Source organism: Aeromonas sp. Marseille-Q7275, from assembly GCF_965119515.1.
The window spans coordinates 158,598-181,154 of record NZ_CBCPLW010000002.1; the positions used below are offsets into that span (position 1 = coordinate 158,598).

Annotated in this window: 28 protein-coding genes; 16 read left to right on the forward strand and 12 right to left on the reverse strand. The window is 62.4% G+C overall.

Annotation, left to right across the window (positions count from 1 at the left end; genetic code table 11):
• Window positions 1–4: 4 nt before the first annotated feature.
• Window positions 5–532 (reverse strand): hypothetical protein, encoded by a 528-nt coding sequence (locus ACWPWQ_RS02965; protein WP_454008957.1) that lies wholly within the window; start codon window positions 530–532, stop codon window positions 5–7.
• Window positions 533–695: 163 nt separating this feature from the next.
• On the opposite strand from ACWPWQ_RS02965, the gene ACWPWQ_RS02970 reads away from it, so the two are divergent.
• Entirely contained in the window at window positions 696–1,175 is a 480-nt protein-coding gene (locus ACWPWQ_RS02970; protein ID WP_025325615.1) for a MarR family winged helix-turn-helix transcriptional regulator, read from the forward strand.
• 65 nt (window positions 1,176–1,240) lie between these two features.
• On the opposite strand, the gene ACWPWQ_RS02975 is transcribed toward ACWPWQ_RS02970, so the two are convergent.
• Entirely contained in the window at window positions 1,241–1,822 is a 582-nt protein-coding gene (locus ACWPWQ_RS02975) for a YjaG family protein (RefSeq protein ID WP_338888779.1), read from the reverse strand.
• 161 nt (window positions 1,823–1,983) lie between these two features.
• Between ACWPWQ_RS02975 and ACWPWQ_RS02980 the strand changes: the two genes are divergently transcribed.
• Window positions 1,984–2,928 (forward strand): D-2-hydroxyacid dehydrogenase, encoded by a 945-nt coding sequence (locus ACWPWQ_RS02980; protein WP_454008958.1) that lies wholly within the window; start codon window positions 1,984–1,986, stop codon window positions 2,926–2,928.
• A gap of 67 nt (window positions 2,929–2,995) precedes the next feature.
• Here ACWPWQ_RS02980 and mepM read toward each other — a convergent pair whose 3' ends face one another.
• Entirely contained in the window at window positions 2,996–4,333 is a 1,338-nt protein-coding gene (gene mepM / locus ACWPWQ_RS02985; RefSeq protein WP_454008959.1) for a murein DD-endopeptidase MepM, read from the reverse strand.
• A 270-nt stretch (window positions 4,334–4,603) separates the two neighbouring features.
• On the opposite strand from mepM, the gene ACWPWQ_RS02990 reads away from it, so the two are divergent.
• Together ACWPWQ_RS02990 and ACWPWQ_RS02995 are read left to right on the forward strand one after the other, a co-directional pair.
• Entirely contained in the window at window positions 4,604–5,902 is a 1,299-nt protein-coding gene (locus tag ACWPWQ_RS02990) for a LapD/MoxY N-terminal periplasmic domain-containing protein (protein ID WP_202047465.1), read from the forward strand.
• Window positions 5,899–6,840, forward strand: a complete 942-nt coding sequence (locus ACWPWQ_RS02995; RefSeq protein ID WP_429161808.1) for a TAXI family TRAP transporter solute-binding subunit — start codon at window positions 5,899–5,901, stop codon at window positions 6,838–6,840. The genes ACWPWQ_RS02990 and ACWPWQ_RS02995 overlap by 4 nt, the downstream gene beginning before the upstream one ends.
• Here ACWPWQ_RS02995 and ACWPWQ_RS03000 read toward each other — a convergent pair.
• Together ACWPWQ_RS03000 and znuA are read right to left on the reverse strand one after the other, a co-directional pair.
• Window positions 6,835–7,509 (reverse strand): transglutaminase-like cysteine peptidase, encoded by a 675-nt coding sequence (locus tag ACWPWQ_RS03000; protein WP_454008960.1) that lies wholly within the window; start codon window positions 7,507–7,509, stop codon window positions 6,835–6,837. The genes ACWPWQ_RS02995 and ACWPWQ_RS03000 overlap by 6 nt on opposite strands.
• Window positions 7,510–7,585: 76 nt before the next feature.
• Window positions 7,586–8,530, reverse strand: a complete 945-nt coding sequence (gene znuA, locus ACWPWQ_RS03005; protein ID WP_454008961.1) for a zinc ABC transporter substrate-binding protein ZnuA — start codon at window positions 8,528–8,530, stop codon at window positions 7,586–7,588.
• Window positions 8,531–8,624: 94 nt separating this feature from the next.
• Between znuA and znuC the strand changes: the two genes are divergently transcribed.
• Window positions 8,625–9,389 carry a zinc ABC transporter ATP-binding protein ZnuC gene (znuC, locus tag ACWPWQ_RS03010; protein ID WP_205643074.1) on the forward strand — a complete coding sequence of 255 codons (765 nt, stop codon included), beginning with the start codon at window positions 8,625–8,627 and terminating at the stop codon, window positions 9,387–9,389.
• A 20-nt stretch (window positions 9,390–9,409) separates the two neighbouring features.
• Window positions 9,410–10,189, forward strand: a complete 780-nt coding sequence (gene znuB, locus ACWPWQ_RS03015) for a zinc ABC transporter permease subunit ZnuB (RefSeq protein WP_454008962.1) — start codon at window positions 9,410–9,412, stop codon at window positions 10,187–10,189.
• Between the two features lie 98 nt (window positions 10,190–10,287).
• Here the strand turns inward: znuB and ACWPWQ_RS03020 are convergent, their stop codons facing one another.
• A complete protein-coding gene (locus ACWPWQ_RS03020; RefSeq protein WP_025325605.1) occupies window positions 10,288–11,178 on the reverse strand; it encodes a LysR substrate-binding domain-containing protein in 891 nt (296 codons plus the stop codon).
• Window positions 11,179–11,269: 91 nt separating this feature from the next.
• Here ACWPWQ_RS03020 and ACWPWQ_RS03025 point away from each other — a divergent pair, with 91 nt between their 5' ends.
• A complete protein-coding gene (locus ACWPWQ_RS03025; protein ID WP_139438720.1) occupies window positions 11,270–12,127 on the forward strand; it encodes a DMT family transporter in 858 nt (285 codons plus the stop codon).
• Between the two features lies 1 nt (window position 12,128).
• On the opposite strand, the gene ACWPWQ_RS03030 is transcribed toward ACWPWQ_RS03025, so the two are convergent.
• Window positions 12,129–12,710, reverse strand: a complete 582-nt coding sequence (locus tag ACWPWQ_RS03030) for a uracil-DNA glycosylase family protein (protein WP_454008963.1) — start codon at window positions 12,708–12,710, stop codon at window positions 12,129–12,131.
• 101 nt (window positions 12,711–12,811) lie between these two features.
• On the opposite strand from ACWPWQ_RS03030, the gene rarD reads away from it, so the two are divergent.
• Both rarD and ACWPWQ_RS03040 read left to right on the forward strand, forming a co-directional pair.
• Window positions 12,812–13,705: an EamA family transporter RarD gene (gene rarD / locus ACWPWQ_RS03035; RefSeq protein ID WP_171272734.1), complete on the forward strand. Its 894-nt coding sequence runs from the start codon at window positions 12,812–12,814 to the stop codon at window positions 13,703–13,705.
• Entirely contained in the window at window positions 13,702–14,046 is a 345-nt protein-coding gene (locus ACWPWQ_RS03040) for a GIY-YIG nuclease family protein (RefSeq protein WP_454008964.1), read from the forward strand. Before rarD ends, ACWPWQ_RS03040 begins: the two co-directional genes overlap by 4 nt.
• Before the next feature lie 70 nt (window positions 14,047–14,116).
• Here ACWPWQ_RS03040 and pspG read toward each other — a convergent pair whose 3' ends face one another.
• From pspG to ACWPWQ_RS03060, 4 genes are all read right to left on the reverse strand, one after another.
• Entirely contained in the window at window positions 14,117–14,335 is a 219-nt protein-coding gene (gene pspG / locus ACWPWQ_RS03045) for an envelope stress response protein PspG (RefSeq protein WP_319916846.1), read from the reverse strand.
• 48 nt (window positions 14,336–14,383) lie between these two features.
• Window positions 14,384–14,590, reverse strand: a complete 207-nt coding sequence (locus tag ACWPWQ_RS03050) for a PspC domain-containing protein (protein WP_042649985.1) — start codon at window positions 14,588–14,590, stop codon at window positions 14,384–14,386.
• A 2-nt stretch (window positions 14,591–14,592) separates the two neighbouring features.
• Window positions 14,593–15,255, reverse strand: a complete 663-nt coding sequence (gene pspA, locus ACWPWQ_RS03055) for a phage shock protein PspA (RefSeq protein ID WP_454008965.1) — start codon at window positions 15,253–15,255, stop codon at window positions 14,593–14,595.
• A gap of 207 nt (window positions 15,256–15,462) precedes the next feature.
• Window positions 15,463–16,191, reverse strand: coding sequence for a 1-acylglycerol-3-phosphate O-acyltransferase (locus ACWPWQ_RS03060; protein ID WP_139438739.1), 729 nt, complete (start codon window positions 16,189–16,191; stop codon window positions 15,463–15,465).
• Between the two features lie 176 nt (window positions 16,192–16,367).
• Here ACWPWQ_RS03060 and ACWPWQ_RS03065 point away from each other — a divergent pair, with 176 nt between their 5' ends.
• From ACWPWQ_RS03065 to ACWPWQ_RS03080, 4 genes are read left to right on the forward strand one after another with little or no spacing between them, the layout of a single operon-like run.
• Entirely contained in the window at window positions 16,368–16,745 is a 378-nt protein-coding gene (locus ACWPWQ_RS03065) for a hypothetical protein (protein ID WP_454008966.1), read from the forward strand.
• Between the two features lie 50 nt (window positions 16,746–16,795).
• Window positions 16,796–18,838 carry a protein-disulfide reductase DsbD family protein gene (locus tag ACWPWQ_RS03070; protein ID WP_454008967.1) on the forward strand — a complete coding sequence of 681 codons (2,043 nt, stop codon included), beginning with the start codon at window positions 16,796–16,798 and terminating at the stop codon, window positions 18,836–18,838.
• On the forward strand, window positions 18,835–19,566 hold the full coding sequence (locus tag ACWPWQ_RS03075; protein ID WP_265436985.1) for a DsbA family protein: 732 nt from the start codon (window positions 18,835–18,837) through the stop codon (window positions 19,564–19,566). Before ACWPWQ_RS03070 ends, ACWPWQ_RS03075 begins: the two co-directional genes overlap by 4 nt.
• Window positions 19,567–19,569: 3 nt before the next feature.
• Window positions 19,570–20,097 (forward strand): protein disulfide oxidoreductase, encoded by a 528-nt coding sequence (locus tag ACWPWQ_RS03080; protein ID WP_454008968.1) that lies wholly within the window; start codon window positions 19,570–19,572, stop codon window positions 20,095–20,097.
• A gap of 79 nt (window positions 20,098–20,176) precedes the next feature.
• Here ACWPWQ_RS03080 and ACWPWQ_RS03085 read toward each other — a convergent pair whose 3' ends face one another.
• The gene (locus ACWPWQ_RS03085; protein WP_454008969.1) at window positions 20,177–20,596 is read right to left on the reverse strand and encodes an EF-hand domain-containing protein; all 420 of its coding nucleotides are present in this window, start codon (window positions 20,594–20,596) and stop codon (window positions 20,177–20,179) included.
• Window positions 20,597–20,957: 361 nt separating this feature from the next.
• Here ACWPWQ_RS03085 and atcJ point away from each other — a divergent pair, with 361 nt between their 5' ends.
• The 3 genes from atcJ to atcB are packed head-to-tail and all read left to right on the forward strand — an operon-like array spanning window position 20,958 to window position 22,555.
• On the forward strand, window positions 20,958–21,242 hold the full coding sequence (gene atcJ, locus ACWPWQ_RS03090; protein ID WP_025325592.1) for a cold adaptation protein ActJcold adaptation protein ActJ: 285 nt from the start codon (window positions 20,958–20,960) through the stop codon (window positions 21,240–21,242).
• Window positions 21,243–21,249: 7 nt separating this feature from the next.
• The gene (gene atcA / locus ACWPWQ_RS03095) at window positions 21,250–21,780 is read left to right on the forward strand and encodes a cold adaptation protein AtcA (RefSeq protein ID WP_139438756.1); all 531 of its coding nucleotides are present in this window, start codon (window positions 21,250–21,252) and stop codon (window positions 21,778–21,780) included.
• 13 nt (window positions 21,781–21,793) lie between these two features.
• Window positions 21,794–22,555, forward strand: a complete 762-nt coding sequence (atcB, locus tag ACWPWQ_RS03100; protein ID WP_139438759.1) for a cold adaptation protein AtcB — start codon at window positions 21,794–21,796, stop codon at window positions 22,553–22,555.
• Window positions 22,556–22,557 lie beyond the last annotated feature (2 nt).

Below are 22,557 nucleotides of genomic sequence, written 5' to 3' on the forward strand. Positions count from 1 at the left end.
CTCCTTAGTCGTTGTTGAAATAATCTTCACCCACGTGATCTCCCGCACCACCGATGGCGCGATAGACCAGTCGACCCGCCACCCGCTCGCGGTGATCCACCAGGGTGACCGAGGGCTGGCCGTTCACGGCATGACGCTTGCCGAGGAAGATGGCCATGGGCACCCCCAGACTGGAGACCCCGCTGGTGATCCAGAGCCGGTTGAAGTCATAGGAGCCGCCGATGAACTCGAGCTGGGCCAGGCCATTGTCCAGACCGGCCAGATAGAAGTTCATGGCACTCTCGTCGGGGAAGAGGTGCACCAGCACATAGGCGTAGCGCAATTCGTTAACCAACTCCTTTAGACTGAAAGAACCTGTGTCGCTGCAGGAGAGCGGCAGCTCACCATCGTAGTGATGCACTTGCAGGTTGTTGGGATCCTCGTCATAGGCGGGCTGATAGCGCACGAAAGCCGAGGTATCTGGCAGTTCATAGCGGACCCTGACCACGCGAAGGTCGGCAACCAGGGACTTGATATCCAGGTCGTCATTCATGATGTCACTCCTCAAATGTCGGGTTTAAATGCGGCAATTGTCCAATAACCTAACATAAAATTCATTAGAGCAGAAATGATTACACCAAAAACCATATTGACCTTGTTGTGGATTAGGCGGAGAATTTTGCGCCTCTCCACTGCCCTGCGATGACCCCGACTCCATGGAAAAACATGATGAAGTGCTGATTGCTCTGCGCCAGATCATCCGTGCCATCGACATGCACTCCAAGCGCCTGATCAAGGAGGCCGGGCTGACGTCGCCACAGCTCCTGCTGCTCAAGGGGATCAACGAACTTGGCCAGATCTCCATGCGCCAGCTCGCCGATCACACCAACATGAGCCAGGCTACCGCCACCACCATCATGGACAGGCTAGAGAGCCGCCAGCTGGTGCAGCGCATCCGCAGCGAAACCGACAAGCGCAAGGTGCATGCGACACTGACTGACGCGGGTCGCGCCCTGCTCGCCCAGGCCCCCACTCCGCTGCAGGAGAGCTTCATCCAGCGCTTCCAGGCACTGGAGAACTGGGAGCAGGGACTGCTGCTCTCTTCCCTGCAACGGATCTCGGCCATGATGAATGCCGACGGCATAGACGCGGCTCCCGTGCTGAGTGTCAGGCCGCTCACCGAAGAGCGTGCCTGAGCAAACGACGGCCATAAAAAAAGCTCCCGAATGGGAGCTTTTTTTATGGGAAGCTGACGGGGAGATCACTCTTCCAGGCTGATGCCTATGTTGGAGATTCCACCCTGGGCCGCAAAGGTGCGGATGGCCAGGATGCGATCGCTGTCGCGCTCATGGGCGACCTGCTTGAGCAGCTCGACCTGGAACTCCAGCTCGGCTTCCATGTATTCATGCTCGTAGAGCTCTTCGTCACTGAGATCCCGCTCTTCCAGCATCTCGATGAAACCGGCCACGGTACCGACCGAAGCGTGGCTGGCATCGTTGGCCTCTTCCCCCACCCGGCAGATCACCGAGTTGTAGGCACAGCCCAGGGCCACGCAGGCATCCAGCGCCGGATAGGCACCGTAGGATTCAAACTTGCCTGGCTCGGGAATATAGACCTCGAACGCCTCCAGAATGGCCCCCAGATTGACGCGGGATCCCTTCACGGTGAGGTAGTTCCACATCTGATCCAGCGCGTGGCGAAACGCCTTCGCATCCCCGAAGCCGGCTGCCTGGGTAAACAGCACATAGTTGGGGTACATGCGCTCTGCCAGCGCCAGGGTGTAGACGGTCTGCTGCCAAGGCTGCAGCTCGGCCAGTCGCTTATAAAACTTGTCACCAAACACTGGAGTCGGATCCTTTGCAAAATGTGGGGCAGATTGTAGCCCACGAGGGGCGTGGCGAAAACGAAAAAGCGCCCTGGTCGACTATCTTGCCCGATCAACTGGGGTAAGATGAGGACAGACCCCTCCTCCGCCGTGCCGCAAACATGATAAGGAACAAGAGTATGAGCCAACGTACCCTGCTTCTGCTCAGCCAGGACAACAACCACTATGAGCGCCTGCTCAAGGCCGCCCGCCTTCCCCATCTGCACATACTGCGGGCCGACAACCAGAGCGATGCCGAGAAGCTGATCGGTGATGCCCACATCCTGATGGCCGAACCGGCACGGGCCAGACCCCTGCTGGCCAAAGCCGACAGGCTGAGCTGGCTCCAGTCCACCTACGCCGGGGTCGATGTGCTGCTGGATGCCAGCTGCCGCCGCGATTACCTGCTCACCAATGTGCGCGGCATCTTCGGGCCGCTGATGAGCGAGTACGTGTTCGGCCACCTGCTCAGCCTGTCGCGCCAGTTGCCGCTCTACCGCGAACAGCAGCAGCAGCGACTGTGGCAGAGCCATCCCTATCTGGGGCTCAAGGGACGCACCATGCTGATCCTGGGCACCGGCAGCATAGGCCAGCACATAGCCCACACCGCCAAGCACTTCGGCATGCGGGTGCTCGGCATCAGCCACAGTGGCAATGAGCGCGCCGGCTTCGATCAGGTGTATCAACTGCCGGCACTGAACAAGATGCTGGCCCAGGCCGACGTCATCGTCAGCGTGCTGCCGGCGACCCGCGAGACCCGCCATCTGTTCACCGCCGATCGCTTCAACCACTGCAAGCCGGGGGCCATCTTCTTCAACGTCGGCCGGGGCAACGCCGTCCATGAAGGGGATCTGCTGGCGGCATTGCGCGGCGGCAAGCTGGGCACTGCAGTGCTGGATGTGTTCGAGCAGGAGCCCCTGCCCGCCGACAGCCCGCTCTGGCATCAGCCCAATCTCATCATCACTCCCCACAACAGTGCCTACAGCTTCCCGGAAGATGTGGCCCAGATCTTCATCCGCAACTACATCCGCTTCATCGACGGCCAGCAACTCGATGGCCGTATCGACTTCGACAAGGGTTACTGAATCCAGGCCACCAGCAAAAAGGCCCCGCCAGATTGGCGGGGCCTTTTTGGTATCCTCAGAGAGGGGCTCAGCCCGCCTCCATCTCCTTACGATAGTTCTTCACCTTGGCAAGGAACTGGCGCTTGTCCTTGCCGGAAAGCGGCTCCGCCATCGGCAGCTTGACCTTCATGGGGTCCACCGGACGGTTGTTGACTCGCACCTCGTAGTGCAGATGGGCACCGGTAGAGCGACCCGTGTTGCCGGAGAGCGCTATCTTGTCCCCCATCTTCACCTTCTGGCCGGGTTTGACCAGCAACTTGCTCAGGTGCAGATAGCGAGTCATCAGGGTGCGGCCATGCTTGATCACCACATAGGTGCCCGCGAGGGGATGGCGGGTCGCCTTGAGCACGACACCGTCGCCGGTCGCCATCACGGGCGTCCCCACCGGCAGGGCGAAGTCAGTCCCCTCATGGGGGCGGACCTGGCCGGTAATGGGGTGGCGTCGGGCCGGGTTGAAGTTGGAGCTGACCCGGTAGCGACTATGGGTCGGATACCGGCGGAAGCCACGCTCCAGGCTGTTCGCCTGGCCATCATAATAGTTGCCATCTTCCGACAGCCAGGCAGATACCGTCTTGCCCTGGCTGAACACTTCGACGCCCAGCAGCTGGGTGTTGCCGGTGCTCTTGCCCTCGACCGTCTCCTGTCTCACCAACACCTTGAACTTGTCGCCTCTTTGCAGATCCTTGGCGAAATTCAGGCGCCACTGGAACAGGTTGGCAATCTTCTGGATGTGGTTGGCCGGGATCCCCGCGTTGCGGGCGCTGACGTAGAAGCTGCCATTGATGACGCCGTCATAGCTCTTCTGCTGCCACTGCACCTCTTCATTGAGCATGTTGGCGCTGTAAGTGTCGTCGGTACGCTCCAGCACCAGGGTCTGCTTGATGTTCAGGCGGATCTTCAGCTGCTGCAGTATGTTGTCCTGATCGATCAGCAACTCTATGGTCTGGCCGGGCTTGAGGCGGGCCAGATTGTTCTTGGCATCCGCATCCAGCACCTTGTAGAGGGTGGTGGTGGAGAGGCCGAGATTGTTGAAGATGGTGGTCAGGTTCTCGCCGTTGCGCACCCGGTAGTCCTGCCACTGGGGCGTGGCATCGGCCGGAATGTCATCTTCCGGCGCCGCGGCCTCCACCAGTTCGTGATCCGGGATGTCGTTGAAGTCGGTGTTGTCTTCGTTGGTTGCGGTGCCAGTGGTGGCAATGGGCAACTCCAGACGCAATGGCCGCTCAAGGATGTCACCTGGAGCTGGCAATACGGCTACCGCTGACAGCGTCATGGCCGTGAGCAATAGCATGGCGTAAAAATGCTTGCGGGGAACCGGGGGTTCCCAGTTGGCAGCCTGCGCTACCAAGGGACGGAGACGTTTCATCCGCTATCCTGTTATTAGATCTAAGGGTGGTAGTTGTGGGTCTGTTTTTATGATTTTTTATTATGAAAACCGAATATCTGGGTTTTAGACCTAAATACTTACAAAAAGTTCATCGCGATATGCACGAAACTTACATTTTATGCATAACCTTCCTGCATGGGCAGAAATGATCGCCTTTTTCAGCCATTTTTTTCTATTTTTAAGAACCAAGTCCGGTTGCGTTCCCCCCCGGACCATCAGATGTTGCAAAAACATTTCCAGGGAGTGGATATGTCATTGGCAAGATTGTTAAATGTAATCATCCTGATCCTGTTCATCATTGGTGCCATCCTGCTGCTCATGCTGGAGATCACCACGGTACGGCAGTCCATCCTCGATCAGATGTCGGCCAACCTGGAGACGGCCATCACGGCCCTGGGTCTGGTGCTGCAGGGCACCCTGCTCAACGATGACAAGGTGCTGGCGGAAACCATAGTCAACGCCATGTTCGATGGCGGCTTCGTCAGCTCGGTCACGCTGCTGGATCCCGATGGCCAGTTGCTGTTCCAGAAGGTCTTCCACACGGCCCAGCAAAATATCCCCGGCTGGCTGCCGGCTGTCGTCCACATGCCACCGGTCAAGATCGAGCAGGAGCTCACCGATGGCTGGCGCATTCTGGGCACCCTCACCCTCGAGGGCCACGAAGGGTACGCCTACCAACACCTCTGGAACGCCATCAGCCGCACCGGACTGGCACTGCTCGCGGGGCTGCTGGTATTCACCCTGGTGATCACCTGGGTGTGCAGCCGCCTGCTGCGTCCCCTCGAACAAGTCAGCCTGCAGCTGGTGCAGATCCGCAAACGCCAGTTCAGCGGCAATCTGCCAACCCCATGGCTTCGCGAGTTGCAGGAGGTTGTGGTCTCCATCAACCAGCTGGTCTCCGAGCGCAAGCGGGATCTGCTGCAGCAAAGACTCAAGATCACCCAGCTCGGCAAACATGACAACCTGCAAGCCCATCAGAAACTCGCGGGACTGACCGACATCGCCAACGGCATGTACCTGCAACACTTTTTCTCAACTCAGGGAAACATCCGGCTCTATAGCCGGTTGCTGCCCCAGACCCCCCCCACCACGGACAGCTCGCCGGACGAGATCCGGGCACTGCTTAACGACTGGCTGACCCAGAAGGCGGAAGGGCTACAGCTCCCCCTCAGCCTGCTCAATCATCCCGACTGGGCACAGTTCGCCCCCACCCTGGCCAGCGCCAGGGGCAAGACCCTGGACTGGCGCTGGGATCTGGCAAGCTTCCCTCCCCTGGCCGAGGAGCGTCTGGGTGCGCTTCAGGCTCAGGGGGTCGAGATGGCATTCAGCAATGTGCCCATGAACAACGACAACCTGACCAAGCTCGATCCCATCAAGCCGGTCTTCATCAGCTGCCAGCTGACCCAGGCCCCCCTCTACTGGAACCTGCTTTCCCAGTGTCTGCATGCCTCCGGTTATACCCTGCTGGCAGAAGCCGGCGACATCAACGATACGGATACCCTGCGCAGCTGGGGCATCGATGGCTATGCCAGCCAGGAGGCATCATGAGAATCCCTATTCTATTGCTTGCCCTGCTGTGGCAGCCCGGCTCGCACGCAGTGTCCATGACCATAGGCACGGGGGGCGAACAGGGTATCTATTACCAGGTCATCAAGGAGTTTTGCCGACTGGCTCACAAGAGCGACCCCGCACTGCAATGCAAACCGCAGGCCAGCTCGGGTTCCATCGAGAATCTGCGGCAGTTGCAAGCCGGAGACATCCCCTACGCCCTCGTCCAGTCTGACTGGCTCTATCAGGCCAGCCAGGGCACGGGAGCATTTGCCAAACAACCCCAGTCCGAATTGAGAACCCTCTTTGCCACCCACGCCGAGCCTTTCACCATAGTGGTGCGGGCCGATGGCGACATCACCACCCTGGAGCAACTCAAGCTGGCCCCCATCGACATGGGACTGAAGAGTTCGGGCACTCGCCAGACGGCGCTGGCACTGTTCAACGTGTTGGGGGCAAAGGAGCAGGATCTCGATCTGAAGAGCGTGGCCAATCTGTCCGAAGCCTTGTGCAGCAAACAGATCGATGCCTATGGGTTGGTGATGGGGCATCCGAACCGGATAGTGCTGGAGACATCCAAGCGCTGCGCCATCCGTTTCATGGCCATCGAGGGCGCGACCCGGGATCAACTGCTGCAAGGCGTCAAATACTACCAGCGCAGCCAGGTTCCGGCCCGCATCTATCCCGGCAACCTGAAAGCCACCCCCACCTTTGCCATCGCCGCCACCCTGGTGACCAATGCCGCCACGCCGGATGAAGATGCCTATCGCCTGACCAAGGCCATGCTGAGCCAGCAGACCAGTTTCAACGAGCAGACCTATGGCTATGCCAACCTGTTCCACAAGGCGCGCAACAAGATAGGCCCAGTGCTGAACGCCCCGCAACATCCAGGGGCAGCAAGGTATTTCGAGGAGTTGAAAGCCGCAGGCAAGCTATAGCTGGCGACGGGGGGCACGCAGATGTTCGCTGGAGAAGCGGCTCTGCATCGACTTCCACTGGGTCAGGCGATCGGCACTCCCGGCCAGCGTCCCCTCACGACGTGACTTCATGACCCAGATGCTCTTGGCATCGAAGCTGTAAACGGGTTGCAGGTCGTTGCGCTGGCTGCCGGGCAGGATGCGACCATTGATGTTGTCCAGTACCAGAGGGTCGGACTTGGTCGTCGGGAAATAGAGCGTCACCATGTGAAACTGGTTGTAGCGGATCGCCTTCACATAGGCCAGCCGCAGCTTCTTCTCGTCAACGCCGAGCTCCATCAGGGTGTAGTACTTGGAGATGCTGTAATCCTCGCAGTCACCCCCTCTGGCCCCGATGAATTCCAGCGGATTGGCCCAATAGTCCTCGTCCCCCCAAAGCCTGGGATCCTCGCTGTAGGTCAGATTGTTGAAGTAGTTGTTGACCAGTTCCAGCTTCTGCTGATCCGTGGTGCCCGCTCTGGGCGCGAGCAGGCGGGAAAAGGCCTCGGCGCGCTGGATAGCCCTGGCGCCATAGACTTCCTGCATTTTTGCCTTCAGCTCGGGGCTGGCAATGTGTTCGGACAGGCGAGAGGCCTGCACACTGGCACAGAGCAGTGCCAGGGTGCAGGTGGGGACAAGCAATAATTTCATAGCTGACACTCCATATCAGACGCTGGAGGTCAGTATAGTTGGCCGCGGCCACCCCATAGGGCGAGTCAGGGATGCCTCAACGACACTGGGCGAAGGCGTCGGCCAGCTGTTGCATGAAGTGCGGATAAGCATCGGGACCAAGCGGCACCTGCTCACCCACTTCATCCAGCAGCAACACCTTGGCGCCAGTGTTGCGGGCGACCGATTCGATCACCGCAGGGGAGAATTGCGGCTCGGCATAGATGCAGCTCGCCTGTTTCTCTTCAAGCGCCTTGCGGATCTCCACCAGGGTCTTGGCGCCGGGGCGACGCTCCGGGCTCACGGTGAAGTGGCCCCTGGAGCTCATGCCGTAGTGACGCTCCCAGTAACCATAAGCCTCGTGAAACACGAAATAGCCCTTCTGGTTCACCACCTTCATCTGCTCGGCGATCACCTTGTCCTTGGCGTCCACCTTGGCATCGAACGCGGCCAGGTTGGCGGCATAACGGGCCTGATTGGCCGGATCCTGCTTGCCAAGCTCGGTCGCGATCGCCCTGGCAATCACCTTGGCCTGGGTCGGCCCCAGCCAGATATGGGGATCCACCCCCTCGTGGTGATGCCCCTCATGGCCTTCATCGTGATCGTGGTCATCGTGCTCATGGGCGGCGTGATCATGGTCGTGGTCGTCATGATGAGCGGGATCCTGGCTGCCCTGAGTCGCGTAGTTGAACAGCGGCATCCCCGAGACCTGGGTCAGGGTCAGCTTGTGGGGATGATTGGCCAGCGGCTTGGCCATGAAACCTTCCAGCTCGGGGCCGACCCAGACCACCAAATCGGCGTCGTTGATGCTGCGAATATCGGAAGGACGCAGGGAGAAGTCGTGGGGAGAGGCACCGGTTGGCAGCAAGACGCTGGGCTCGCTCACGCCATCCGTGATGGCCGCCGCGATGAAACCAAGGGGCTTGATGGTGGTCAGCACCTCGAGGGCGCGGACAGGCAGACTCACCGCCAGCAGCGCAGTGATCAGAGTAAGAATTCGCATAGAGGTCTCGTCAGGGAGTGAGTGTGTGATAATATAACAAACCAACGTCGCTGTTATATTATAACTCTCACAGGCTGTAAACCCCGGAGCTGTCATGACCCAACTGGTGGAGCTGAAAGAGGTCTGTCTGTCGTTTGACGGACGGTCCGTGCTCGACAAGGTCTCCTTTACCCTGAACAAAGGCAAAATCACCACCCTGGTCGGCCCCAACGGGGCGGGCAAGAGCACCCTGAGCAAGCTGGTGCTGGGCCTGCTCAACCCGGACTCCGGCAAGATCATTCGTCGTCGCGATCTGCGGGTCGGCTATGTTCCCCAGCGCCTCTATCTGGATCCCACCCTGCCGCTGACGGTGCGCCGCTTCCTGCAACTCGGCAAGAACAGCCGCCTCTCCATCGAGGAAGCGCTGGAGCGGGTCGGCGCCCAGGATCTGCTGGACAACCGGATGCAGAAGCTCTCCGGCGGCGAGATGCAGCGGGTGCTGCTGGCCCGTGCCCTGCTGGTCAAGCCCGAGCTGCTGGTGCTGGACGAACCGGTCCAGGGGGTGGATATCACGGGCCAGATCGAGCTCTACGCCCTCATCAGCCAGCTCGCCGCCGAGTTCAACTGCGCCGTGCTGATGGTCTCCCACGATCTGCACCTGGTGATGGCCAGCACCCACGAGGTGATCTGCCTCAATCGCCATGTCTGCTGCCACGGCGAGCCGGAGAGCGTGGCCCGTCACCCCGAGTTTGCCCGCCTGTTCGGGCGGCCGGAGCGGGAGGTGCTGGCAGTCTATACCCACCATCACCACTGCGACGGCGAACACCATCATCATGAGCCGCAGGTCCCCGTCATCCGCCTGCCGTCTCGCAATCCATAAGCGCAGTTAAGGACATTCAAGTGGACAGCTTTCTGTTATACGCCCTCGCGGCCGGCCTCGGCATCGCCCTGCTGGCCGGGCCCCTCGGCAGCTTCGTGGTGTGGCGCAAGATGGCCTATTTTGGCGATACCCTCTCCCACGCCTGCCTGTTCGGCATAGCGCTCGGCATACTGCTGCAGGTGGATCTCACCCTGGCGGTGGTGGTCTGCTGCCTCGCCATGGCCATGCTGCTGGTGATCATGAGCCGCAACCAGCAGGTGGCGACCGACACCCTGCTCGGCATCCTGGCCCACAGCGCCTTGTCGCTGGGCCTGGTCACCCTGAGCTTCATGGACAATGTACGGGTGGACCTGATGGCCTACCTGTTCGGCGACCTGCTCTCGGTGCAGCCCATAGACCTGCTCTGGATCTACGGTGGCGGCGCCCTGGTGCTGCTCACCCTGTGGCGGCTGTGGGATCCCCTGCTCTCCATGACCATCTCGGAGGAGCTGGCGCGGGTGGAAGGGGTGCGGGTCGACGTGCTGCGCTGCGTGCTGATGCTGCTGATAGGCCTGGTCATCGCCGTGGCCATGAAGTTTGTCGGGGCGCTGATCATCACCTCGCTCCTGATCATTCCCGCCGCCACCGCCCGCCGCTTCAGCCAGACGCCGGAGCAGATGGCCGGCTTCGCGGCCCTGATCGGCTGTCTCGCCGTGCTGGGGGGGCTGACCCTCTCCTGGTTCCAGGACACACCGGCAGGCCCCTCGGTGGTGGTCTGCGCCACCAGCCTCTTTATCCTGAGCCAGTTCAAGAAAGCCTGAGCCTGGAGTGGCCTGATCCCAGCTGTCAGGCCACTCCCAATCTCGCCTCCTCGTTCATCCCCTGCCCCCTGTTCATCCCGAGCCAGCAGCCCAACCGGCTAGAGCGGCATGCTCTGGCGCGTCTCCATCATCAACCACTGGCGCAGCCGACTGATGGCGGGCTCATGGGCCCGGGAGCGCTTGCAGGTGAAGTAGAAGGCATCTCCCGTCTCCAGCTGGTGCACCGGCAGGGCCACCAGCTGGGGATCGTCCGGTCGCAGCATGTAGTCGTTCACGAATGCCACCCCCTGATCCCAGGCCGCCGCCTCCATCGCCAGCAGCACATGGCTGAAGTGGTGCATCCGCGCCTCGTCCGGAATCACCAGCCCCCCCGCCTTGGCCCAGCGCTGCCAATCCTCCCCCCGCGCCTTGTAGATGGATTGCACCGAGAGCAGCGGCAACTGCCAGATGGCGGCAGGCCACTCCCCCTCCACCTGCTGCAACAGGCGACGGCTGCAGACCGGAAAGAGCCGCTCCCGATAGATGAGGTCGTGGCAATAACCACGGCCGTGAGGCGAGACGGTGATGAAACAGTCCGCCACCCGATCGGAGAGCTCGGGATCTTCCGCCACCATCTCGAGGCTGAGATCCAGCTCGGGGTAGAGCTGGCGCAGCCCGGCCAGCCTGGGGATCAGCCACTTCACCGCGAACGAGCTGTAGACCGCGAGCCGCAGCCGCATCTCGCCGCCGCCGCGCAGCTGTTCGCTGCTCTGGGCTATCTGGCCGAGCCCGGCGGAGATCCCCTCGAAATAGCTCTCCCCCTGGGCGGTCAGTGACAGCAGTCGCCCCTGGCGCAGCAGCAGCCGCTCCCCCAGAAAGTCCTCAAGCAGGCGGATCTGGTGGCTCACCGCGCTCTGGCTGACATTGAGCTCCAGGGCCGCACGGGAGAAGCTGAGCAGGCGGGCAACCGCCTCGAAGTATTGAACGGCGCGCAGGGGAGGTAGCTTCATTATCCAAAATTCTCATGGATGGTGATTTTTTATCATTTTACTGGATAACAGGCGTCAGACTACCCTTCCCTCATCTAACGTGGGAGGTGGTATGAACGCAGTCGGGATTGGCATCCTCTATCTGGTGCTGGGCAACATGGTGGCGGTCTTCTCCGATGCGCTGGTCAAGGTGCTGGAGCCGAGCCAGCCCGTGTTCCAGTTCGTCTTCTTCCGCCAGCTCTCCGCCGCCCTCCTGCTGGCGCCCTGGCTGCTCTGGTCCTGGCGGCGCAACCCGCCGGTGGCCATCAAGTGGCACCTGCTGCGGGCCCACATCTGGGCGATCGGCGTCTGCCTGATGGTGGTCGCCCTCACCCGCTTGCCGCTGGCCACCGCCAACGCCCTCTTCTATGCGGCCCCGCTGCTGATGGTGCCGCTCGCGGTCTGGCTGGCGGGGGAGGCGCTGTCGCGCCAGAAGGTGCTGACGGCACTGGTGGGTTTCATCGGTGTGCTGATAGTGCTGCGCCCGACCGAGGTGAACTGGGCCGCCCTGGCGGCGCTCGGGGTGGCGCTCTCCATGGCGGTCAACAACCTGCTGATCAAGCGGATCCCGCTCAAGCAGCCCATCGCCCAGACCCTGTTCTTCACCAACGTGCTGAGCATGCCCTTCATACTGGCGCTGGCCTGGTGGGAAGGGGGGAACTGGCAGTGGCAGATGTGGTGGCCCGCCTTCGGCTCCTCGGCGCTGATCATGGTCTATGCGGGCTTGTGCGTGGTGGCCTATCGCAAGGCGGAGGCGAGCAAGATCGCCTCGGCGGAGTACACGGGCCTGCTGATGGCGGTCGCCATCGGAGTCTGGCTGTTCGACGAGCAGCCCGGTCTGCCGCTGCTGCTGGGGTGCCTGTGCATCATACTGCCGCTGGTCGCCATGGCGCGCGGCAAGTCAAAACCACTGGCAGAGCCGGCGGTCTGAATCAAAGCAGCAAGGGGGCAACCCGCTGCTGCAGGTGGGGGATCACCTCCTGCTCGAACCAGGGATTCTTCCTGAGCCAGAAGGTGTTGCGCGGGGAAGGGTGCGGCAACGGCAGCCAGCCGGGACCATACTCCCGCCAGCATTGCACCGTCTCGGTAAGGGACTCCTTGCCCGCCTCCCGCAGATAGTGGCGCTGGGCATACTGGCCGATAAGCAGGGTCAGCTCTATGTTGGGCAACAGCATCAGCACCTTGTCGTGCCAGGTGGGCGCACATTCTGGGCGCGGCGGCAGATCCCCCGACTTGCCCTTGCCGGGGTAGCAGAGCCCCATCGGCATGATGGCGATGCGGGACTCGTCGTAGAAGGTGGCCTTGTCCACCTCGAGCCAGTGGCGCAGCCGATCGCCGGAAGCGTCATCCCAGGGGATGCCGCTGGCATGGACGCGGGTACCGGGCGCCTGACCGATGATCAGCAGGCGAGCGCGCTCGCTGCCGCGGATCACCGGCCTGGGCCCGAGCGGCAGGTGGGCCTCGCACAGGCGGCAGGCCCGGATCTGTTCAAACAGCAGGTCTAGTCGGTTCATGGCCTGATGGTAACAGAGTTTCCGGCAGGATCCCGCTTGTGGAACCGGCGGCAGATACTTATCATGCGGCCACATTTGTTTAATTTAATAAACGGAAAGCGATGAAGAACTGGCTGGGCCCCGGCAGTGCGGCCCTCTCCTTCGTGCTCTGGGGCATGCTGCCCCTCTATTACCAGTTCATGCCCGAGATCAACATGTGGGAGCTGCTCTCCCACCGGGTGCTCTGGTCTGTTGTCCTGCTGGGCGGCCTCTTCCTGCTGCTCGGCGTGCGGGTCCCCTGGGCACGCCTACGAAGCGAACCCCGCCAGCTCGGCCTCATCCTGCTGGCGGGCCCCGTCATGTCCATCAGCTGGTGCATGTTCACCTGGTGCCTGACCACGGGCCAGGTGCTGGCCACCAGCCTCGCCTTCTTCATGACGCCGCTGTTCAACATCGCCTTCGCCGTGCTCTTCCTCAAGGAGCGGCTCACCCCCCAGAAGCATCTGGCGGTCGCCCTGGCCCTGGCGGGGCTGGCCTACATGCTGTTCTCCTACGGCGAGCTGCCCTGGTTCTCCCTCATCATGGGGGCCAACTTCGCCTTCTACGGCCTCATCAAGAAGAAGGTGCGCCACGATGCCGGTGTCAGCCTCTATCTCGAGTCCCTGGCCCAGCTTCCCGTCGCCCTGCTGATCCTCGCCTGGCTGGGTCTGCACGGCATGAGCCAGTTCATGGCCGGTGACTGGGCCGACAAGCTGCTGCTGATGGGCTCTGCCCCCGCGACCCTGCTGCCGGTGGGGCTGTTCTGCTACGCAGTGGCACGCACCCGCATGAGCACTGTGGGGCTGCTGCAATACATAGAGCCGAGCCTCGCCTTCCTGCTCGCCATCTTCTGGTTTGGGGAGATCCCGGATCCGGTGAAATCGGTGGGCTTCGCCTTCGTCTGGGCCGGCCTGCTGGTGAGCCTGCTGCCCCTGCATCGGCTCAGGCGCGGCCGGGTCCTGTGGAAAGAGTCATGACGACGGACGTCTGTACCGATAAGCCTGCAGCTAACTGGTTTATCTATCTGGTGCGCACCGGTGCGGGCTCGCTCTATGCGGGGATCAGCACGGATCCCGAGCGACGCCTGCGCCAGCACCAGAGCGGCAAGGGTGCCCGCGCCCTGCGTGGCAAGGGGCCGCTGACCCTGGTGTGGCGCCAGGGGGTGGCGGACAAGGGTGAGGCGCTGCGCCTCGAGTATCGCCTCAAGCAGCAGAGCAAGGCATTCAAGGAGCGCCTGGTGCTCGACCCCGGACTCTGGCACGGCTGGAGCCAACCCTGGCTGAGCGCCGCCGCGGCCCCCATAGATCCGTCCCCCTGAACCAGTCGCTCCCGCCATAAAAAAGGCCGCTGGGAGCAGCGGCCAAGGAAGGATCCGATAGCAGGGAGGCTTAACGGTAGGTGTTCGACTGCTTGCGCCTGTTGCCGAGCAACCAGCACACCGCCAGCACCAACAGCAGCCAGGGCGCCAGCTTGATGATGAGGGCAAACATGCCGGCCAGGGCGCCAAACAGCACGAAGACCCCGCTCACCAACAGCATGGCCAGCACGGTAAAACCGGTCAGCGCCATGGTCACCAGCACCAGCATCAAGACGATAAATTCCAGCATGTTGTGCTCCTCACAGGCTTGCAGTGGCCAGCGGGCCTGATCCGGGGATCAATCCAGCCAGCGTTTCAATTCACGACGGGGCGGCATCACCAGCACCGCCAGCAGATAGAGGGCCAGGGCCAGGGGCGGCATCAGGATAAGCGCCAGCAAGGCCAGCACCCGCACCGTCACCCTCGAGATCCCAAGCCCCCTGGCCAGACCGGCACAGACCCCGGTCAGCTTGCGATGGGCCAGATCTTTGGGCCAGGGGCTCATGGTTATGCCTCCGCCTTACGGCTTTTCAGGCGAGCCAGCTCGCGCTCAATCTCGTCGTTCAACTCCAGCTCGCGGAACTGGGCCTCCAGGGAGGGATTCTGCCCCAGGGTCGCCGCCTCCAGCTGGGCTTCCAGCTGATCGACCCGGCCCTGAAAGCCGTCGAAGCGGGCCATCAACTCATGCATGCGCTGGTTGTCCACCTGGGCGCGGGCACGGATCCGGCTATGGGCTGTCTGTTCACGCAGGGTCAGCATCTTCTGCTTCTCGCGGGCCTCGGTCAGCTTGGTCGCCAGCCGCTCGCTGTCGGCGGTGAGCTGGGCCAGCACCTCGGTCACCCGGGCCTTGTCCTGCTCCAGTTGCTCGCACTTCTTGACCTCGGCCAGCTTCTCCGTGAGGGCGGCACGGGCCAGATCCTCACGTCCCTTCTGGATGGCGAGCTCGGCCTTGGCAGACCACTCCTGGAGCTGGTGGCGCAGCGCCTGCTGATGGCGCTCCAGCTGTTTCTGTTCGGCGATGACGCGGGCGGCCTGGGTTCTCATCTCGATCTGCACCTGCTCCATCTCTTCGATCATCAGACGCAGCATCTTCTCCGGCTCTTCACTCTTGTCGAGCAGGCTGTGCAGGTTGGCATTGATCACGTCGGTCAGGCGGCTGAATACGCTCATGGTCTGGCTCCTTGTTGATGGGATGTCACTCTCTTCCCATGGCATTACAAGAGCCGTGCCAAGATAATTTATTGTTGTTTTACAGATAGATGGAGACTCGGCATTGCCATCTCAAGGCCATGAGTTGGCGAGAATTGCCAATGATGTGGTGATTTTAACCAATAAAAAAGGGAGCCAGTGGCTCCCTTCATGGAGTTGGGCTCAGCCTCAGGCGGCCGGGCGATGGCCCAGCTTGCCATCCAGCTCCGCCAGCTTGGCTTCCATCCTGGCCCGGCAGGTATCCGACAGATCGCGGATGCCGGCGGCGCCGTGCTCCTTGCTACACAGGGGGGGCAGCATCTCCAGCAGCACCTCGCCGTTGTCCCAGCGGTTCAGGTCCACCTGACCGAAGTAGCTGGAGCAGACGATGGGCACCACGGGCACTTCGGCCTGGACGGCGGTGTGGAAGGCGCCGGCCTTGAACGGCAGCAGACCGCGGCCCTGGGAGCGGGTCCCTTCCGGGAACATCCAGATGGAGGTGCCGTGGTGCTTGATGCGATCCACTACCTGACCTATGGTGCCGATGGCACGGGAGCGGTTGGATCTGTCGATCAGCACGTTGCCGGAGAGCCAGAAGATGAGGCCGAAGAAGGGCAGCCACAGCAGGCTCTTCTTGCCCACTGCCACCACGCCGGGACGCACGGCGCCGGTCACGGTGAAGATGTCGAAGTTGCTCTGGTGATTGCAGACATAGACGGCAGGCCCCACCGACTTGACCTCGTCCGGAATGGTGACCCGGACCTTGAGCCCGATGAGCGGGCAGACGGCATGGTACATGCGGGCGAAAACATAGACGTTGTTGGGGTGGCGCGGACGCACCAGACAGAGCAACAGACCAAACACGAACCAGAAGATGAGCAGCAGGGTAAGCAGCAGCACACGGGCAAGTTTGAGCATCGAACACCTCGGAATTTGACTCGGCGCAGTATACTGGTCCCCCTTTTAGCGAACAAGCGTTCGCCAGACAGAACCGACCACCCCGGATGGAGCGCGTGGCCGCATCGAATCCCACCGGCTTGCTCATGCCACCATTGATCGATAGGATATGCCCCATTCAACAGGGTAGAACGAGCATGATTTTGCGACAACGCGTGGCGACAAGACTCCTGCTGCTGGTCTGCATCCAGGTGCTCAACTGTGCGGCCCAGCCGCTGGCCAGGCTGGCACAGCTCGACCAGGCCCTGAGCTGCCAGATGCTCCCCCTCTCCTCGTCCAGCGCCGATGCCGACGAGGGGCAAGCCACGACGCCCCAGCCCAGCAGTTGCCAGCTCAACGGCAAGTGGCTCAGTGCCGCCAGCCTGCTCTGCGCCGAGCAGATCTTCTTTGCCATCGCCTTCGTGATTGCCCTGCTGGCGCCCCTGTCGCGCCGCGCCCCTGCGCTTCCTCCCCCCATCAACATCTCGCCCCCGGAACGGCGACTGCACCTCACTCTCTGTGTCTGGCGGGAATGAGTCTGCGGCGGTTTTCTCCACCCTGACTTTCATTTTCAAGAGACAAACACATGTCAAACATCATCAAGACCGCCCTGTTGCTGAGCGGTCTGCTATGGCAATCCTTTGGGTTGGCCAGCGACACCGGCTGGCTCACCAGCCCCCAGAACGATCATGCCAAGGTGCGGCTGCAAGCTGACACCCGGGATCCCGCCGCCCCCCGGGTGCTGCTCAGCCTGCAACTTGAATCCGGCTGGAAAACCTATTGGCAGAACCCGGGGGAAGGCGGCATAGCCCCCGAGATCCTCTGGGATGCTCCCCAGCCAGCGGCGCAGTGGCACTGGCCAGTGCCCAGGCGGTTCGACGTCAGCGGCATCTCGACCCAGGGCTACCAGGGGGACGTCAACCTTCCCATCAGCCTCACCCGCAGCGGCGGCGAGGCGCTGACGGGCACCCTGCGCCTCTCGACCTGCAGCAACGTCTGCATCCTGACCGACTACCCCTTCACCCTGGCGCTGGACGGCGCTGCCCCCGAAGGGTTCGACCTGGCCTATGCGAAGGCGATGAGCCCCCTGCCACAGGCCATGCCGGGCACTGTGACCCTCGAGGCGGGCTACCGGCAGAACCAGCTGCAGCTGACCGCCGACAACCCCCAGGGCTGGCAGGATCCCCAGATCTTCCTCCAGCGCCTGGAGGGAGCCGAATTCGGCGAGCCCAGCCTGGACGTGCAGGGCAACACCCTGATCGCCCGTATTCCGGTCAGCGATGGCTGGCAGGGGGATGCCCCCGATATCCGTCATCAGCCACTCGGGTTGGTGCTGGCGAGCGGCGAGCAGGCCTGGCAGAGCGAGGTCCGCATAGGTGAGCCCCTGACCCTGCCGAGCGGCGGCCAGTCGCTGCTCTGGCTGCTGGGAGCCGCGCTGCTGGGGGGCCTCATCCTCAATCTGATGCCCTGCGTGTTGCCGGTGCTGGCCCTCAAGCTGGGATCGGTGCTGCAACTTCAGACCCGGGAGCGCCGCCCGGTGCGCCTGCAATTCCTGGCGGCCAGTGCCGGCATCCTGGTCTCCTTCTGGGCATTGGCGCTGATGAGCACCCTGCTGCGCGCCACCCAGGGGGCGGTCGGCTGGGGCATACAGTTCCAGAGCGTCTGGTTTATCGGCTTCATGGTGGTGGTGACGGCGCTGTTCTGCGCCAACCTGCTGGGGCTGTTCGAGCTGCGACTGCCGAGCAACCTCAATACCCGCCTGGCCACCAGCGGCGGTCAGGGGCTGGGGGGTCACTTCCTGCAGGGCTGCTTTGCCACCCTGCTGGCCACCCCCTGCTCGGCCCCCTTCCTCGGCACTGCGGTCGCCTTTGCGCTCGGGGCGCCGCTCGGCCAGCTCTGGCTCATCTTTACCGCCCTGGGGGTGGGCATGAGCCTGCCCTGGCTGCTCATCGCCGCCGTCCCTCGCCTGGCGCTCTGGCTGCCGAAGCCGGGCCGCTGGATGGGGCGGCTGCGCACCCTGCTCGGCCTGATGATGCTGGGTTCCAGCCTCTGGCTGCTCAGCCTGCTCGGCAACCACGTCGGCCCCTTCTGGATGCTGATCCTGATGGCGCTGATGCTGACGGCCCTGCTGCTGGCCGTCGTCTGGCGCCACGGCATACGCACGCTGACCCTGGGGCTGGCGCTGGGCTGCCTGCTGGGCGGGGCCCTGCTGCTCGGCGGTGCCTTCACCCTGGACGGCAAGCCCCAGCAGGACAGGGTCGACTGGCAGCCGCTCTCGGAGCAGGCCATCGAACTGGCACTGGCCCAGAACAAGCGAGTCTTCGTCGATGTGACCGCCGACTGGTGCATCACCTGCAAGGCCAACAAATTCAACGTACTGCTGCGAGATGACGTGCAACAGGCCCTGAGCGCCCCCGATGTGGTGGCCCTGCGCGGGGACTGGAGCCGCCCCTCCGACAGCATCGCCAGCTTCCTGCGCCAGCGCGGCAGCGTGGCCATTCCCTTCAACCAGATCTACGGGCCCGGCCTGACGGATGGCGAGATCCTCTCCCCCCTGCTGGACCGATCGACCCTGCTTGCCACCCTGGCGCAAGCCGGTATTGCCCCCTCTCAAGGAGAAACCAAATGAAACCGACCCTGCTCGCCCTGACCCTGCTGGGCACCTTGTTGACCCCGGCCCTGCACGCCGCCCCCTTCACCCCGGAACAGGAGGCCCGCATCAAGGAGCTCATCCGCGAGACCCTGGTCCAGAACCCGAAGATCCTGGATGAGGCGGCCGAATCCTGGGAGAAACAGAACGCCGCGGATCAGGCGGCCCAGCTCGGCGACTTCATCAAGGGCAACAAAGAGGTGCTGTTCAACAGCGCCACCAGCCCGCGCCTGGGGGCCAAGAACCCCAAGCTGACCCTGGTGCTGTTCACCGACTACAACTGCCCCTACTGCAAGCAGTTCGACCCCGCGGTGGCCAGGCTGCTCAAGGCCTACCCGAACGATCTGGGGCTGGTGATCAAGCTGCTGCCGTTCAAGGGGCAGACCTCCGCCAAGGCGGCCCAGTACAGCCTGACCCTGTGGCAGCAGGATCCGGCCCGCTTCCTCGCCCTGCACGACAAGTTGATGAGCAAGCAGGGCATGCTGACCGAGGCGGACATCAACAAGGCGCTGGCGGCCACCGGCAATGTGGCGCTCAAACCCGAGGGCAAGGCCACAGAGGAGCTGCGCAATAGCCTGCGCATCGGCACCCTCTTGGGCGTGCAGGGCACACCGGCGACGCTGATCGGCAACCAGCTGGTGCCGGGTGCCCTCCCCTATGAGCAGCTCGAACAGCTTGTGAAAACTGAACTGGCGAAACTGGGGTAACCAATGACCGAGACAGTAACCCCCAGACCCCGCTGGCGACGCTGGGGCAAGGAGGCGCTCTGGCTGCTGCTGTTTGCCCTGATCATCTCGACCGTGCTGGATCTGTGGCGCAGTCCGGCGCTGCCGGAGGGGAGCCCGCTGCCTGTGCTGACCCTGCAAGATGGCACCCGGGCCGACCTGCTGGCCATGAGCCGGGAGCGGCCGCTGCTGGTCTACTACTGGGCCAGCTGGTGCGCCGTCTGCCGCTTCACTACCCCGGCAGTGGAGCAGCTCTGGCAGGACGGCGGCAATGTGCTGACGGTGGCGCTGCGCTCCGGCGACGACGCCAGGTTGCAGCAGGGCATGGCCAGGAAGGGGCTGAGCTTCCCCACCCACAACGATGAGCAGGGTGCGCTCGCCGCCCGCTGGCAGGTGAGCGTCACCCCCAGCTTCCTCATCCTCAAGGAGGGCAAGGTGGTGAGCAGCACCACGGGCTGGAGCAGTCGCTGGGGCTTGCAGCTGCGGCTGCTGTGGGCCGACTGGCTGGCTTGAGCCCCATCACAATGAACAGAGCCCGGTATGACGACCGGGCTCTTTTTTTATCTGAAGGCGGTACTTTTTGCTGCGGCCCCTATTGCGCCGGTGACATCATCCCCTGGCCGAGCCGGGCCTTGACGCTGGCCCGTTCGGCCTCGTCGATCACGCCGTCACCGTTCTTGTCCATCTTGGTGAAGAGGGTCTCATGGCGTTCCATGAACTGCGCCTTGGTCGTGTCCTGCATCGGCCTCATGTTGCCCATCTTGCCGGGCATGGCCTTGCCCGATTGCTTCATCGCCTCATGCATCTTGGCCATGGCGGCCTCTTTCTCGGCGACCGACAGGGTGCCATCGCCGTTGCTGTCTTGCCGGGCGAAGCGCTGCTCGGCTCTCTCCATGAACTGGGCCTTGGTGATGTCCCCCTTGATGAACATCAAGGGCTCGTCGAGGCTCTCATCGGCGGCGATGGCGACGCCCCCCAGCAGTACCAGAGGCAGAAGATAACGTTTGAACATGGTGTCTATTCCTTGTGATGGCCCCGGCCTTGCCGGGTCCTGATGCCTATCCCCAGGGCAGGTTCCTTGTCACATGCACGCCCGACGATGTGGTTCCAGCATGAGTACACTGTCGCCCGTCACGGATACCCTCTGTCAGTGTAGTCTCCATGCCGGACCCTCCATGTCTGCAGGGCTGACAAGCCGCTCCGTGACGGACGGGATCCGTGTCCACCCCGGGCCGCTGCCATATCGCGTCCTATTCATGGCGGTGGCCTGTGGTTTCCGTTAAAATGACGGGTTTTTACCGTGCCTGGTTCCCCCAAGCCCCATCAGGCGCCAGCATTGTGACTCTGATGATGCCAGTGATGCAGGATCTGCCATGAACAACTACTTTCGGGTGCTGGGCGTCAAGTCCAACGCCAGCGAAAACGACATCAAGAAAGCCTATCGACGGCTCTCGAACCAGTACCACCCCGACAAGTTGCACGGGGCGAGCGAAGAAGAGAAAGAGCAGGCAGCCATCAAGCTGCATCAGGTGAAGAAGGCCTACGAAGTGCTTTCCGATCCCAAGGCGAGAGCCGCTTTTATCAAGGATTTCAACAACGTCATCGTGACCGATCCCGCTGCTGCCATGCAGGAGATGTGGGACCAATTCTACCCCTGAGGGCGCTATGCAAAAAAAATGGGACCAGGCGCGCATCAAAGCGCTGATGAGTGACGCGGGCGAGAACATCGAATCCTACCGGGATCAGGATCAGCCCAAGGCGCTCGAGCAGTTTACCGGCAAGATGAAGGCCCTGCTGCTGGCCGACATCAGCATGCTGGAGTTCATGCCCGAATACCTGCCGCTCGCCCTCTACGGCCGGGTGCAGTTCCCGCCCAAGGCGAAACCTGAGTGGGCCAGGTGGCTCGCCGACGGCGTACAACCCTCATGGGACGCGTTCAAGGTGTCGGTGGCGTTCAACAACGCCGATCTGCCGCTGGTCAAGGCGGTGCGGGCCCAGAGCGAAGATCAGCTGATCGAAGCCTGCGCCGTGCTCTACCTGCTGGACAACCCCCTGCCCCGCGGTGGCCGTCGTGCCGATGACGACTACGAGCTGCGTGACGACGAAGATGACGACGGGGAAGATGCCGACGCCGACTACCATGGCGGCGAGGGTGAGGAAGACGATCAGGACATGTACGACGAAGTGCGTTTCTAATTTGAGGCAAAGCATGAACAGTCTGATAGAAATTACCGCCATCGAGATCAAAGAGCTGGCCGTGGTCGAGCCCAAGCAGGCCAGCGAGAAGTTCGAGCTGATCGCCAAGACAATGTCCGACGAGCAATTGGCCGAAGTCATTGAAAACATTGATATCGTCACTCTGACCCAGATCAACGGCCAGCACGACATCTCCTTCCCGTCCATCATCTCCGAGCTGATGACCCCGGAGCGGATCCGCGACATCGTCTGCCAGCAACCTCTCTACTGGGAGGAGGCCATCAAGAACAATGCCGAAGAGCTGCAGCAGCACACCTTCGACTTCCTCAACTACCTGATCCGCACCCAGGACAGCGAGGCCAAGCAGCGCGAGATCCTGGAGTGCATCGCCGAAGACCCGGCCGGGCTCTTCTACCTCGCCATCCCCTTCATCGAGTTCTACCGTGGCGATCGCTACGAGGATGAAGAGGGCTATCGCGACACCCTGCACGCCGAAGAGGAAGATCTCGAGGAGTCCCTCGCCTACAGCGAGCGCCAGCAGAGCGAAGATGCCCACGACTACCCGCTGGATGACCCGAGAAGCCTGTTGATGCTGATCCGCGAGCAGGCTCCCGAGGTGGAGAAAGCCATCAAGTCGCTGCTGCGCAGCGAGAACGCCACCTGGGACGGCATCATCAACAAGTTCGCCAACGAGCTGGTGATGCAGGCCAAGGAGAAGAACCAGGTCAGCGACGAGTACGACGAAGTGGACGACATGTTCAGCTTCCTGGATTGAGG